At 67.7% G+C, this 12,719-nt stretch carries 13 protein-coding genes and 1 riboswitch; of the genes, 7 read left to right on the top strand and 6 right to left on the bottom strand.

Annotation, left to right across the window (positions count from 1 at the left end; genetic code table 11):
* Positions 1 to 95: 95 nt before the first annotated feature.
* Positions 96 to 977 carry an NAD(P)-dependent oxidoreductase gene (locus DBO33_RS06975; RefSeq protein ID WP_107654282.1) on the top strand — a complete coding sequence of 294 codons (882 nt, stop codon included), beginning with the start codon at positions 96 to 98 and terminating at the stop codon, positions 975 to 977.
* A 138-nt stretch (positions 978 to 1,115) separates the two neighbouring features.
* Here DBO33_RS06975 and DBO33_RS06970 read toward each other — a convergent pair whose 3' ends face one another.
* On the bottom strand, positions 1,116 to 2,333 hold the full coding sequence (locus DBO33_RS06970) for an NADP-dependent isocitrate dehydrogenase (protein ID WP_107654281.1): 1,218 nt from the start codon (positions 2,331 to 2,333) through the stop codon (positions 1,116 to 1,118).
* Positions 2,334 to 2,637: 304 nt separating this feature from the next.
* Positions 2,638 to 4,134 carry an MFS transporter gene (locus DBO33_RS06965; RefSeq protein WP_107660043.1) on the bottom strand — a complete coding sequence of 499 codons (1,497 nt, stop codon included), beginning with the start codon at positions 4,132 to 4,134 and terminating at the stop codon, positions 2,638 to 2,640.
* Between the two features lie 134 nt (positions 4,135 to 4,268).
* Here DBO33_RS06965 and DBO33_RS06960 point away from each other — a divergent pair, with 134 nt between their 5' ends.
* The 3 genes from DBO33_RS06960 (at position 4,269) to metX (ending at position 7,737) form a co-directional block, all read left to right on the top strand.
* Entirely contained in the window at positions 4,269 to 4,988 is a 720-nt protein-coding gene (locus DBO33_RS06960) for a TetR family transcriptional regulator (RefSeq protein ID WP_107654280.1), read from the top strand.
* 51 nt (positions 4,989 to 5,039) lie between these two features.
* A riboswitch (SAM riboswitch) is annotated at positions 5,040 to 5,150 on the top strand.
* Between the two features lie 92 nt (positions 5,151 to 5,242).
* Positions 5,243 to 6,580 carry a bifunctional o-acetylhomoserine/o-acetylserine sulfhydrylase gene (locus DBO33_RS06955; protein ID WP_107654279.1) on the top strand — a complete coding sequence of 446 codons (1,338 nt, stop codon included), beginning with the start codon at positions 5,243 to 5,245 and terminating at the stop codon, positions 6,578 to 6,580.
* Positions 6,581 to 6,618: 38 nt separating this feature from the next.
* Positions 6,619 to 7,737: a homoserine O-acetyltransferase MetX gene (metX, locus tag DBO33_RS06950; RefSeq protein WP_107660042.1), complete on the top strand. Its 1,119-nt coding sequence runs from the start codon at positions 6,619 to 6,621 to the stop codon at positions 7,735 to 7,737.
* 33 nt (positions 7,738 to 7,770) lie between these two features.
* Here the strand turns inward: metX and DBO33_RS06945 are convergent, their stop codons facing one another.
* Entirely contained in the window at positions 7,771 to 8,436 is a 666-nt protein-coding gene (locus DBO33_RS06945) for a TetR/AcrR family transcriptional regulator (RefSeq protein ID WP_107654278.1), read from the bottom strand.
* A 164-nt stretch (positions 8,437 to 8,600) separates the two neighbouring features.
* On the opposite strand from DBO33_RS06945, the gene DBO33_RS06940 reads away from it, so the two are divergent.
* On the top strand, positions 8,601 to 9,548 hold the full coding sequence (locus DBO33_RS06940; RefSeq protein WP_107660041.1) for an oxygenase MpaB family protein: 948 nt from the start codon (positions 8,601 to 8,603) through the stop codon (positions 9,546 to 9,548).
* A 42-nt stretch (positions 9,549 to 9,590) separates the two neighbouring features.
* Here DBO33_RS06940 and DBO33_RS06935 read toward each other — a convergent pair whose 3' ends face one another.
* A complete protein-coding gene (locus DBO33_RS06935; RefSeq protein ID WP_107654277.1) occupies positions 9,591 to 9,968 on the bottom strand; it encodes a winged helix-turn-helix transcriptional regulator in 378 nt (125 codons plus the stop codon).
* 69 nt (positions 9,969 to 10,037) lie between these two features.
* Between DBO33_RS06935 and DBO33_RS06930 the strand changes: the two genes are divergently transcribed.
* The gene (locus DBO33_RS06930; protein WP_107654276.1) at positions 10,038 to 10,679 is read left to right on the top strand and encodes a nitroreductase family protein; all 642 of its coding nucleotides are present in this window, start codon (positions 10,038 to 10,040) and stop codon (positions 10,677 to 10,679) included.
* A gap of 28 nt (positions 10,680 to 10,707) precedes the next feature.
* Here the strand turns inward: DBO33_RS06930 and DBO33_RS06925 are convergent, their stop codons facing one another.
* Both DBO33_RS06925 and DBO33_RS06920 read right to left on the bottom strand, forming a co-directional pair.
* Positions 10,708 to 10,953: a DUF3017 domain-containing protein gene (locus DBO33_RS06925; protein WP_228541161.1), complete on the bottom strand. Its 246-nt coding sequence runs from the start codon at positions 10,951 to 10,953 to the stop codon at positions 10,708 to 10,710.
* Between the two features lie 120 nt (positions 10,954 to 11,073).
* Positions 11,074 to 11,478, bottom strand: a complete 405-nt coding sequence (locus DBO33_RS06920; RefSeq protein ID WP_107654274.1) for a RidA family protein — start codon at positions 11,476 to 11,478, stop codon at positions 11,074 to 11,076.
* Between the two features lie 270 nt (positions 11,479 to 11,748).
* Between DBO33_RS06920 and DBO33_RS06915 the strand changes: the two genes are divergently transcribed.
* The gene (locus DBO33_RS06915) at positions 11,749 to 12,657 is read left to right on the top strand and encodes an SMP-30/gluconolactonase/LRE family protein (protein WP_107654273.1); all 909 of its coding nucleotides are present in this window, start codon (positions 11,749 to 11,751) and stop codon (positions 12,655 to 12,657) included.
* The last annotated feature ends 62 nt before the right edge of the window (positions 12,658 to 12,719 follow it).

Genomic DNA, 12,719 nt, shown 5'->3' with positions numbered 1-12,719 from the left:
GGTCAGTCCTGCCACTCACACCTCGGCGGCTCCAGCTTGAAAACTGTTCTGCGGGCGCCCACTTCATCAGCACGTACGACATCGACGGAGGAATCATGACCAGCGACCACACACCGTTGACTGTGCTCGGTCTCGGCCGCATGGGCGCGGCGATCGCCCAGGTCTTTCTGCGCAACGGCCACCCCGTCACGGTGTGGAATCGCAGTCCCGATCGGGCGCCGCACCTGGATGCACTCGGCGCGATCCGGGCGGGTTCGCTCGCCGAGGCGCTGCAGGCCGGGGAACTGATCGTCATCTCGGTGCCCGAGACCGCGATCGCGGCCACCCTCCTGCACACCGCACCGGAAGCAATCGCAGGCCGCACCGTAGTGAATCTTTCGACTGGACGCCCGGCCGAGGCACGCGACCTCGAAGCCTGGATCGCCGACCGAGGCGGGCGCTTCCTGGACGGTTCGATCCTCGGCATGCCGGAGACGATGGGCACGCCGGACTCGACGATCATCTACAGCGGCTCACCCGAGGCCGACCAGCAGGTGGTGATCGCCGAGCTGGGCACGGCGAAGCATCTGGGGACGGACGTCGGGCTGGCCGGCGTGCACGACTTAGCCGTGCTGGCAGGCATGTACGGCCTGTTCGGTGGCTTCTTCCAAGCGGCCGCCATGCTGCGCGGCGCGCACCGGGACACGGCGGAACCCACCGGTTCGCTGCTGGTGCCATGGTTGCGTTCGGTGATCGATACCTTGCCCGCACTCGCGGCCCAGATCGATAACGGTGAATTCCCGCCGATCATGGCCGGCGTCGAAGAGCATCAATTCATTCTGCGCATGCTGCTGGACGCGAACCGCGACGCGGACGTACCCACCGACCTGCTCGATCCGCTGCTGCGGTTGTTCGACGCGGGCGTCGAGCACGGCATCGGCGCAGACAGCCTGACGCGAGTAGTTCCGCTACTGCTCAACAGTCCCGCCCGCACCTAGAAACAATCCGGGCACCCGTACCACCGAGTGGTGCGGGTGCCCGTCATTCAGAACAGCGTGCCCAACCGTCTTGGCCTGGGCGGGAGGAGCTCATCCCCCGGCGCCGGATCAGTTCCAGCGCCGGGTGTGTTCACCGACTCAACGCAGGGCGCGAGCCAGGTTCGCGTCGAGCGCGCCGAGGAACTCCTCGGTGCTCAGGTAGCCCTGGTCGCCGCCGACGAGCGAGGCCAGGTCCTTGGTCATCTGGCCGCCTTCGACGGTCTTGATGACGACATCCTCGAGGGTCTGCGCGAAGCCGATCACCTCGGGGGTGTTGTCGAGCTTGCCGCGGTGCTCGAGCCCGCGCGTCCAGGCGAAGATCGACGCGATCGGGTTGGTCGAGGTCGGCTTGCCCTGCTGGTGCTGACGGTAGTGCCGGGTGACGGTGCCGTGTGCGGCCTCCGCCTCACAGGTCTTGCCGTCCGGGGTCAGCAGCACCGAGGTCATCAGGCCGAGCGAGCCGAAGCCCTGCGCCACGGTGTCGGACTGCACGTCACCGTCGTAGTTCTTACAGGCCCAGACGTAACCGCCCTCCCACTTCATGGAGGAGGCGACCATGTCGTCGATGAGGCGGTGCTCGTAGGTCAGGCCCGCCGCGTCGAACTGGGTCTTGAACTCGGCATCGAACACGTCCTGGAACGTGTCCTTGAACATGCCGTCGTAGGCCTTGAGGATGGTGTTCTTCGTCGAGAGATACACCGGGTAGTTCTGCTGCAGGCCGTAGTTGAACGAGGCCCGCGCGAAATCGATGATCGAGTTCTTGAAGTTGTACATACCCATGACGACGCCGCCGTCTTCGGGCATCTTCACGACCTCGTGCTGGATCGGCTCGCTGCCGTCCTCCGGCGTGAAGGTCAGGGTGACCGTGCCCGCTTGGTACACCTTGAAATCGGTGGCGCGGTACTGGTCGCCGAACGCGTGCCTGCCGATGATGATCGGCTTGGTCCAGCCGGGCACCAGGCGCGGCACGTTGGAGATGATGATCGGCGCGCGGAAGATGGTGCCGCCGAGGATGTTGCGGATGGTGCCGTTGGGCGACCGCCACATCTTCTTCAGGCCGAATTCCTTGACGCGGGCCTCGTCCGGGGTGATGGTCGCGCACTTGACGCCGACCCCGTGGCGTTTGATCGCCTCGGCCGCGTCGACAGTGACCTGGTCGTCTGTCTTGTCCCGGTACTCGATGCCCAAGTCGTAGTACTCGAGATTCACATCGAGATACGGATGGATCAGCTTGTCCTTGATGAACTGCCAGATGATCCGGGTCATCTCGTCGCCGTCGAGTTCGACGACGGTACCTTCAACCTTGATTTTGGACATGGATCTTCGTGTCCTCCTAGGATGGTGCCCTCATTGCACGGCCAGGTGAACACGCTTGTGAGCGGACCCCAGCTGTTCCAACAGACAACGTATATGCCCCGCGTTGTCCGCGAGACGTGTGGTGCAAACAAGACAAGCGTACTGCTGCCGATGATCGTGGTGTGCGGGCAGCCCCCCGAGTGAGAAACCCCACGAACTTACTGACTGGTAGGTCATTGCGCAATTCGCAGGTCGCCGCGCCGAACGACTGCGGTCCGCGCACCGCCGGGCAGGCGACACGCGGACCGCGGGGTGGTCGCGTCGATCAGACTCCGACGTGCACCGGGCGGGCACCCTCCTCGGAACCCTCGATCAGGTTCTCCGGCCGGTCCCGGATCATCAGCGCGATCACCGGCACGGCGGCGAGGAAGAAACCCGCACCGACGTAGAACGCCACGTCGTAGCTGTGGATCGAGGCGCGGGCGACCAAATTGTCGATCGTCGGGTGATTCTCCGCGTAGGTCTTGGCCGTCTGCACCGAGATGGTGGTCAGCAGCGCCGTGCCGACCGCGCCACCGACCTGCTGCGCCGCGTTCAGCAGCGCACTGGCCACGCCGGAATCCTCTTCCTCCACTTGGTGCAGCGCGACCGTCTGCATGCCGACGAACAGCGGACCCATGCCGAGCGCGATCAGCACCTGCGCGGGCAGCACGCTCGTCGCGAAGCTGTCGCCGAAGTCCAGCTGCGCCAGCCACACCAGACCGAGCACGCCGAGCACGGCACCCGCGACCATCAGCGGCCGCGGCCCGATCTTGGGCAGCAGCGCGCTGGTGATGCCCGCGGAGATCGCGATGCCCGCCGGGAAGGGCAGGAACGCGAAGCCCGCCTTCAGCGACGAGTAACCCAGCGTGATCTGGAAGTAGTAGCTGAGGAACAGGAACATCGCGAACATGGCGATCGGCACGAGCAACGCGGCGAGGAACGCGCCGCCCCGGTTGATCTCACCCGGAATATGCAGCGGCAGCAGCGGATTGGCCGAGCGCCGTTCGATCACCACGAAGGCGATCAGCAGCGCGGTCCCGGCGACGAGCAGGCCGAGGGTGCTGCCCGCCAGCCAGCCGTCGTCGGCGGCGCGACTGAAGCCGTACACGATCGCGATGAGGCCGAGCGTCACGGTGACCGCGCCGGGCACGTCGTAGCCGCCGGTACGGGGCGTCGGCACGTCCTTGACCACCCACGCCAGCGCGCCGAGCAGGGCGAGCAGCGCGATCGGGGTGTTCACCAGCAGGCACCAGCGCCAGGAGGCGTACTCGGTGAGCGCGCCGCCCGCGATCAGACCGAGCGCGGCGCCACCGGCGGAGATACCGGCGAACACGCCGAATGCCGTTGCGCGCTCACCAGGTTCGGTGAACGTCACCGACAGCAACGACAACGCGGCGGGCGCGAGCAAGGCCGCGAACGCACCCTGCAGCGCACGCCCGGCGAACATCTCGGCGCCGTTCTGCGCCAGACCGGCAAGTGCCGACGCGGCGGCGAAACCGACCAGACCGATGATGAAGATCCGGCGTCGCCCCAGGTAGTCGGCCAGGCGGCCGCCGAGCAGCAGCAGGCCGCCGAAGATCAGCGTGTAAGCGGTCAGCATCCACTGCTTGTTGCCGTCGCTGATGCCGAGATCGTGCTGCGCGAACGGCAGCGAGATGGTCACGATGGTGGCGTCGAGAACCACCATGAGCTGGGCCAACGCGATCACCGCGAGGGCGAACCAGCGGGCGGAACCGCCTTGTTTTTCCGGTACTTCTACCGCTTGCGCAGTCTCGGTCACCGTGGACTCCTCACCTTTGGACACTGTCCGGCTATCCTGGCATCTGACGACATTTGGCGTCAAGCGAAAAATGTCGCAGTCCGACATTTGGCGGTTAAAGACACGAAAACACTAGGTTGCGATAGGGTGTGAACATGCTCGAGTCACCGACGCCGACGAGCGCGCGTACCGCAGCGGAGCCCCCCGCCAACTCAGGGCCGAATGCCTATCCCGGCCTGCGGGAGCGCAAGAAGCAGAAGACCCGGTTGCGCATCATCGAGGTCGCGCTGGAGCTTTGCGACGCACAGGGATTCGACGCGACGACGGTCGAACAGATCGCCAACGCCGCCGACGTCTCGCCGCGCACGATCAACCGATACTTCGACAGCAAAGAGGACATCGTGCTCGGCCCGATCCAGGACTTCGGCGAGACCGTCGCGGAGACCCTGCGCACCCTCCCCGTCACCGGCAACGAGCTGGAGTCGATCCGCGAGGCGTTTCTGCAGGTGATCGACCACGCCGCGAGCGAGTCCGCCGAGGGACCGGTCTCGTTCCGGCAGTTCCAGCAGATGCAGCGGATCATGCGCAGCAGCCCGGCGGTCAGCGCGCGCAGCCTCGAGCACGCCGACAGCAAGAACGTCGCGATCGCCGCGGTGGTTGCCGAACGACTCGACAGCACCCCCGACGCGCTGCCGGTGCGGCTGATCCTCGGCGCCTGGCAGCTCATCGGCCACCTCGCGATGGAGTGCGGCGAGAGCATGTTCGACTACGACAATCCGCAGGCGGCGGCCGCGGCCGGCCGCGACTCCTTCACCACCGCCTTCGACGAGTTCACGCGGGTGTGTGGCGCCGCGCGGCCCGGCGCGACCCGCTGAGTTCGGCTCCGGATTTCGGTCGCCGATCGGGCGCCGGTTATGATGCCGTCAGGTCATGAGTGCCAGCGCGAAGCCCCGGCTTGCTGGACGGCAACCCTCCAGCAGCGGTGGGGTGCTCCGGGTGATGACCGGGCTCTCGAAGGTCGAGAGCAAGCGCGCTTTCCAGGAGGTTCCCGAAATGTGTTGTTGTCCTTCGCCGTTGACCCGATAACCCGTTAGTTCTGGCGAACAACCTTTTCTTTGGAGCAAAGCTCATGAGTGATTCCACCGTGCCCGCGGCCGACGTCGACCCGACCGCGCAGTGGTCTTTCGAGACCAAACAGGTGCACGCGGGACAGGCCCCCGACAGCACCACCGGTGCCAGGGCCCTGCCCATCTACCAGACCACCTCGTACGCCTTCCGCGATACCGAGCACGCCGCCGCGCTGTTCGGGCTCGCCGAGCCGGGCAACATCTACACCCGGATCATGAACCCCACCCAGGACGTGGTGGAGCAGCGCGTCGCCGCGCTCGAAGGCGGTGTCGCCGCACTGCTGCTGGCCTCCGGACAGGCCGCGGAGACGTTCGCCATCCTGAACCTGGCCTCGGCCGGCGACCACATCGTGTCCAGCCCGCACCTCTACGGCGGCACCTACAACCTCTTCCACTACTCGCTGCCCAAGCTCGGCATCGAGGTGTCCTTCGTCGAGGACCCCGACGACCTGGACCAGTGGCGCGCGGCGATCCGGCCGAACACCAAGGCGTTCTACGGCGAGACCATCGCCAACCCGAGCAGCGCCATCTTCGACCTTCCCGGTATCGCCGGCGTCGCGCACCAGGCCGGGCTGCCGCTGATCGTCGACAACACGGTGGCGACGCCCTACCTGATCCAGCCGCTGGCGCACGGGGCCGACATCGTCGTGCACTCGGCGACCAAGTACCTCGGCGGGCACGGCGCCGCGGTGGCGGGTGTGATCGTCGACGGCGGCACCTTCGACTGGACGGTGACCGACGCGCAGGGTCAACCGCGTTTCCCCGGCTTCACCACCCCCGACCCCAGCTACCACGGGGCGGTGTTCGCCGATCTCGGCGCGCCCGCGTTCGCGCTCAAGGCCCGCGTGCAACTGCTGCGCGACCTCGGCTCGGCGATCTCGCCGTTCAACGCGTTCCTGATCAGCCAGGGCATCGAGACGCTGAGTCTGCGCATCGAACGGCACGTCGCCAATGCCAAGGCGGTGGCCGAATTCCTGAGCACCCACCCGGACGTCGAAAAGGTCATCTACGCCGGTCTGCCCTCCTCGCCCTGGTACGAACGCGGCAAGCAGCTGGCGCCCAAGGGCCCCGGTGCGATCGTCGCCTTCGAACTGCGCGGCGGTGTCGATGCGGGCAAGAAGTTCGTGGACGGATTAGTCCTGCACAGCCATGTGGCTAACATCGGAGATGTGCGCTCCCTCGTGATTCACCCCGCGTCGACCACACATTCGCAGCTGACGCCCGCCGAGCAACTGCTCGCCGGGGTCACTCCGGGCCTGGTCCGCTTGGCGGTGGGGATCGAAGGGATCGACGACATCCTGACCGATCTGCGCGCCGGTTTCGCGGCGGCGGCGACGTGAAGGTGAGTACCGAACCGAGTGTGGCCCGTTCGTCCGGGGTGGCCCTGCCGCCCCCGGACGGGCGGCTCGGCATCATCCCCATCGGCGACGTCCGGCTGGAGAGCGGCGCGGTCATTCCGCAGGTGCATCTGGCCGTGCAGCGCTGGGGTGAGCTCTCCCCCACACTGGACAACGTGGTGCTGGTCGAGCACGCGCTGACCGGCGACTCGCATGTGGTCGGGCACCCGGACGACATTCATCCGCTGCCCGGCTGGTGGGACGGGATGGTCGGCCCCGGCTGTCCGCTCGACACCGACGAGTGGTGTGTCGTCGCGACGAACGTGCTCGGCGGCTGCAAGGGCAGCACCGGGCCCTCGACGCTGGCGCCCGACGGAAAGCCTTGGGGCTCTCGGTTTCCGGAGATTTCCATCCGGGACCAGGTGGCCGCCGAGGCGGCGCTGCTCGATCGGCTCGGCATCGCACGGCTGGCCGCCGTGGTCGGCGGGTCGATGGGCGGCATGCGGGTGCTGGAGTGGATGGTCGGCGCGCCGGATCGGGTCGGCTCCGCGCTGGTGCTGGCCGTCGGCGCCCGGGCTACTGCGGACCAGATCGGCACGCAGACCACCCAGATCGCGGCGATCAAGGCCGATCCGGACTGGCAGGGCGGCGATTACCACGACACCGACCGCGCGCCGATGACCGGCATGGGCATCGCCAGGCGCATCGCGCAGCTGACCTACCGCACCGAGGACGAGCTGGACCACCGGTTCGAGAACAGCGCGCAGGGCGCCGAGGATCCGTGGCGCGGCGGCCGGTACGCGGTGCAGAGCTACCTGGATCACCAGGCCGACAAGCTCTGTAGCCGTTTCGATCCCGCCACCTATGTGCTGCTGACCGAGGCGATGAACCGGCACGACATCGGGCGCGGCCGCGGCGGGGTGGCGGCGGCGCTGGCCGCGACGCCGGTGCCGTGCGTCGTCGGCGGCGTCGACTCCGACCGGCTGTATCCGCTGCGCACGCAGCAGGAGCTCGCCGAGGGGCTGCCCGGCTGCGATGGACTCGAGGTGGTGCACTCGCGCGACGGGCACGACGGGTTCCTCACCGAGGCTGCGGCGGTGTCGAAGTTGCTGACCGAGACGATGCGGTTGGCGCAGCAGAGTCGTCAGCCTGCTAGCTGAATTCGCCTCGCGCGCGGCGTTGTGGTGGATGCTCTATGCGCCAGCGTCTTTCGACGATGGCGCACCCATCAGTAGGCCGACGATGGCGTGCACGAATCCTTGCAGGCGTTCGCGGGGATACTCGTCGGGTTCGCTGACCGCCAGCCTGCCGAGCATCTCGGCGACCTGTAGCAGCGAGTTGGTGAGCAGCGCGGAATCCACGCCGGCCCAGCGTGGTTCGAGGGCGGTGCCGACGCGCACCAGCGCCTCGGCCTGATCGAAGATGCCCGCGCGGGAATGCCGCAGGGCCTCACGGTATTCGTCGGGGGCGTTGCCCGGCCCGGCGAGGATCAGTCGCCAGCGGGTCGGATTCTCCAGTGCCACACCGACGAACGCCTCGACGGTGGCCGAGGCCGCGACCACCGGGTCGGCCCCCATCAGGTCGGTCGGCAAGGTCTCGGCGACCTGTTCGAGGCCGCGCTCGCGCTCCCGTTCCAGTAGCGCCGCAACGAGTTCGGCGCGGGTTTTGAAGACGGTGTAGAGCACCGGTTTGCCGACGCCGGCCTCCTGGGCGACCGCCTCCATGCTCAGCTCGTGCAGCTCCACCCGGCTCAGCACCGCGAAGGCCGCGTCGAGCAACTGCGCCCTGCGCTGTTCCGGCGGCAGGCGTGGCGCGTAACGCCGGCGCGGCCGGTCCGCCGCGGTGCGCGATGTGGTCACTGCCGCTTCACCTCCATGCGCTCCATCCTGACAGCATCGCGGCCGCGATTCCGCATCCCGTCGGCCACAAATGCTACGCAACCGTTGTATTCATTGCACGCAATTGCTACGGTTGCGTTGTATTCACCCCCGGTGCCGGGGCGATCACCGCAAAGGAGCACGTGATGCAGTTCGATCCGACCACCCTGCGCCGGGACGACTACGGGTTCTTCGGCCCCGATTCACCCAGCTGGAAGGTCTGGACCGCACCCACCGCGGTCATCGGCTTCCAGCGGGCCGTCGTGCTCGAGCACTTCGATCCGTTCCTCACCGCGGCCGTCGCCGACTCCCGCGGCATCTACAGCGACCCGCGCAAACGCCTCGACCACACCTTCTCCTACTTCCTCATCGCCGCGATCGCCGACGGGCGCACCGCCATCCAGGCGGCCGAGCACCTCATGCGGATCCACGCGCCGATGACCGGGATCGAGCCGATCAGCGGAAACCGCTACAGCGCGAACAGCCCCGAGACACAGCTCTGGATCCACATCACGGGCTGGCATTCCGTGCTCAAGGCGTACGAGGTGTTCGGCCCCGGGCTGACGCCGGAGGAGGAGACACGGTTCTGGCAGGAGTGTGCGATCGCGGCGGAGTTGCAGACCTGCAAGCCCGAGGACGTGCCGCGCTCACGCGACGAGGTGCGCGCGTACTTCGAGCGGGTCCGCCCGCGGCTGTGCACCTCCGAGCGGGCCGAAGAAGGCATGCACCACCTGCTGTGGACCTCGCCGCGCAACGGGGCTGGGCTCTCGTATGCCATCGGGAGCAGGCTGCTTTCGCTGGCCTCGGTGGCGACGCTGCCCAAGTGGATGCGCAAGCTCGGACGCTTCGATCGGCTCGGCATCGTCGATCTCGCGGTCCGGCTGCCCGCCAAGGTACTGGTGTGGGGCTTCAGCAGATTCAATTCGTTCGGCCTGCTGGTCGCGGCGCCGTTCGTCGCGCCGATGGCGGGGCAGATCCTGAAGGAGCACATCAACGCGGAGCCGCCGGCCAGGCTCGAGACGGTCACCCCGGCCGAGGCGCGAGCCCGGTACGGGCGATCCGGGCGGGCCGAGCTGGTAGCCGAACCAGCCTGAGTTTCGGGACAACCCGCCGCGTCGAGGGGTGCGGCGGGTTGTTCAGCGGGCCACCGAACGGCGTGCCTGTTCGATCAGGTTGATGTTGGTTTCTATCCAATCGCGGAGTGCCGCAATGGGTATGCGCAGGCTGTGCCCCAGTTCGGTGAGCGTGTATTCGACGCGCGGCGGCACGGTGGGATGCACTGTGCGGGTGAGGAATCCGTCCGTTTCCAGCTGACGGAGGGTCTGCGTCAACATCTTCTGCGAGATGCCGTCGATGCGCTTGCGCAAATCGGTGTAGCGCATGGTGCCGTCGGACAGGGCGTCGATGATCAGCACCGTCCACTTGCCCGCGAGGTGGTCGAGCACCTGCCGGGTGGGACATTTGGCCGAGTAGATGTCAGCGGGCAGTCCGGAGCCTTCGATGAGCGTGCGCACCCTTCCGAGAGTAACGCACTAAAAAGTGCCTTCTTCCCATTAGAGCCTCACTCTCCAATAGTGAGAATTATGGAAACACAGCCACTTTCGGTACCCGCCGCGATCCACGCTCGCCGCACCACCCGCCACTTCCAGCCGACTCCGGTAGCGCCGGAGCTGCTCGATGAACTGCTGGACCTGGCGGTGCAGGCACCGAGTGCATGGAACATGCAGGACCGCTCGATCGTCGTCGTCACCAGCGAGGATGGGCGGCAAGCGCTGTCGAAGGCCGCGTTCGGCCAGCCACAGCCGCTGGAGGCGCCGGTCGTTTTGGTCTTCGTCGCCGACCCCACGGCCTGGCAGCACAGCAATACCGACATTGCCGAACTGGCCGTCCACAACGCGGCATGGAACGCCGAGTTCACCGCGATGTTCGACTCCCGCAGCGAATTCCATTCGCTGCGCGAACGCGGCCTGCTCCGGGAGAACGCCGTCAAGAACGCGATGATCGCGGCCACCTACGTCATGCTCGCCGCCACCAGCCTCGGCCTGGCCTCGGCCCCGATGAACGGCTGGGATGCCGACCTGGTCAAGCAGGCCATCGGCATCGGCGGCCGCGCCGAGCTGGCCATCGCGGTGCTGGTCGCGGTCGGGTACAGCGACACCGTCCCGCCGCACCCCGGTCGCAGGCCGCGCGATCAGACGGTCTTCACCGAGCAGTACGCCCGCTGAAACCGTTAGCCGCCAACGTTTTCGGGTACTAGCCGACGCCGAGGGTGTTGATGGTCGCGGCAATGAAGACGATGGCGGAGCCGAGTACTGTCAGCGCCCCGACGTCGAAGGGCTTGCTGCGCACGGCGAGTAAGCCGACCTGGGCGGTCGGCAGGCAGAGGCGGAATGCGGCGGCCAGCAGTGTCGCTCCGCCGAAGAACAGTGCGCCGCGGCGCCACCGGTCCTGTGCCACGAACACGATCGCCACCGCGATGACCAGCGCCACGACCACCATCGGCAGATGGCAGCGCAGGAACGGGGAGCTGCTGGCTGCCCGGTGGTCCGCGGTGGACGTGTCGGCATCGGTCACTCCCCGATTCTGACAGACTCCCCCGACCCTGCGCCGCCGACGGGCTCAGTCGGCGACCGCGACACCCTCGATCTCGATGAGGTGCTCCGGGGTGAACAGGGCGGCCACGCCAACCAGGGTGACCGCGGTTTCGGGGAACTCGTAGTGCTCGCGGGCCGCGGCACCGGCGGCACCGAGCGCCTCGAACTTCGACGGATCCCAATCGACCACGTAGAACCGGACGCTGACGAGGTCGGCGGCCTTACCGCCCGCCGCCTCGAGCGCGCGGCCCAGGTTGAGTAAGGCCTGCGTGGTTTGCGCGGCCAGGCCACCCTCGACCACCTGGCCCGACGCGTCGGTGCCGACCTGCCCGGAAATGTGAATGATCCTGCTACCGGTGGCCGACGTCGCGTGCGCGAAGCCGGGTGCGGGTGGTTGGGTGTCTACCGGATTGTGCGAGGTGCTCACCATCCGCGCATCCTAACCGCCGGATGAGGCCGATTGCCGCACAAGGGGTTTCGCTCAAAGGTAGTGGGGTAGCCGAATCGGCGGCACCATAACTCGCGCCCCGCTCAACCAAGTGCCCGGGTCCGCCCGGCATCGCGGAGGATCAGGTGCGCGCTGCCGCAGTGCCGGGCGAAATAGACCGATATCACCGGGGCGAGTAGCGGTGACCGTTGCGCTGGCGCCCACGGTTCTGCGGTGTCGACCTGCTCGGGGCCGCCGCATAGGCTGCGCGGAATGGGGATGGTGGGCAGACGCATTCGCGCCTTGTGCGTCACGGTGGCGATCGCGGCGGGGGCTGGTGCCGCGGCGGGACCCGCGCAGGGTGTGGGTGCGGCGGGTTGCGGTGGCTGGCAGGTCGACACCCTTGTGCAGGGTTTGGAGCAGCTGGAGAACCTCGAACCGGACGGTCGTGGTGGGTTCTATATGTCTGCGGACTCGAAGATCTATCACCTCGATTCCGCAGGTCAGGTGCGGACGGTGCTGGCGAACCTGCGGGTCCCCCGTGGCCTGCAACTGGTCGGCTCGAATCTGTATTTCCTTGCCGGGGGCCAGTTGTGGCAGCTGGACACCGGGACCGAGCGGCTGACCTCGGTGGCGCCGCTCGACGGCAACGGGCTGCTGCGGTTGCCGGGCGGTGATCTGCTGACCACCTGGGTCGGCACCGAGGGCGGCCCGTCGAAGGGCCTCACCCGCTATCGACCCGATACCGGTGCCACCGTCCTCAACTGGTCGCCGGTGCCACGCTCCGAAGGCCTGGCCCTCGACCCGGAGCACCGCGCCGTCTACACCGACGACCTGTTCACCGGCCGCGTCATCCGCGTCCCGCTGGACGCCCCCGACCGATGGACCGTCATCGCCACCATCCCCGGCCTGTTCCCCGGCCTCGACGACCTGACCACATCCCGCTCCGGCACCCTCTACGTCGCCGCCCACACCGCAGGTGAGATCCACCGCGTCGACCCGGCCACCGGCGCGACCTGCGTCATAGCCGCCGGCCTCGCGATCGGCCAAGCCGGCCCCAGCTCGGTCCGCATCGCCCCCGACGGCAACACCTGGGCCCTCTACACCACCCTCTTCGACGGCACCCTCCGCCGCCTCCGCCCTCCACCCGACACAGACCTCACCCCGATCCAGCTCCCCTGACCCCCGGTAACGAAGCGTCGCCCACAACCCGACCCGTTGCGTGCCACCACCCGACCCGTTGC

Origin of the sequence: Nocardia suismassiliense (genome assembly GCF_900269665.1) — a bacterium.
In the GTDB taxonomy this organism is placed as follows: Bacteria; Actinomycetota; Actinomycetes; order Mycobacteriales; family Mycobacteriaceae; genus Nocardia; species Nocardia suismassiliense.
Note: the sequence above shows the minus strand (reverse complement) of the source record. Positions and strands in the feature narration are given on the sequence as shown.

What these genes read in the sequence shown, in the direction of transcription:
- DBO33_RS06975 (WP_107654282.1), top strand. Translation starts at nt 96, where the DNA reads ATGACCAGCGACCACACACCGTTGACTGTGCTCGGTCTCGGCCGCATG.
- DBO33_RS06970 (WP_107654281.1), bottom strand. Translation starts at nt 2,333, where the DNA reads ATGTCCAAAATCAAGGTTGAAGGTACCGTCGTCGAACTCGACGGCGAC.
- DBO33_RS06925 (WP_228541161.1), bottom strand. Translation starts at nt 10,953, where the DNA reads ATGGTGGTCGTGGCGCTGGTCATCGCGGTGGCGATCGTGTTCGTGGCA.
- DBO33_RS06920 (WP_107654274.1), bottom strand. Translation starts at nt 11,478, where the DNA reads ATGGTGAGCACCTCGCACAATCCGGTAGACACCCAACCACCCGCACCC.
- DBO33_RS06940 (WP_107660041.1), top strand. Translation starts at nt 8,601, where the DNA reads ATGCAGTTCGATCCGACCACCCTGCGCCGGGACGACTACGGGTTCTTC.
- DBO33_RS06955 (WP_107654279.1), top strand. Translation starts at nt 5,243, where the DNA reads ATGAGTGATTCCACCGTGCCCGCGGCCGACGTCGACCCGACCGCGCAG.
- DBO33_RS06960 (WP_107654280.1), top strand. Translation starts at nt 4,269, where the DNA reads ATGCTCGAGTCACCGACGCCGACGAGCGCGCGTACCGCAGCGGAGCCC.
- DBO33_RS06915 (WP_107654273.1), top strand. Translation starts at nt 11,749, where the DNA reads ATGGGGATGGTGGGCAGACGCATTCGCGCCTTGTGCGTCACGGTGGCG.
- DBO33_RS06930 (WP_107654276.1), top strand. Translation starts at nt 10,038, where the DNA reads ATGGAAACACAGCCACTTTCGGTACCCGCCGCGATCCACGCTCGCCGC.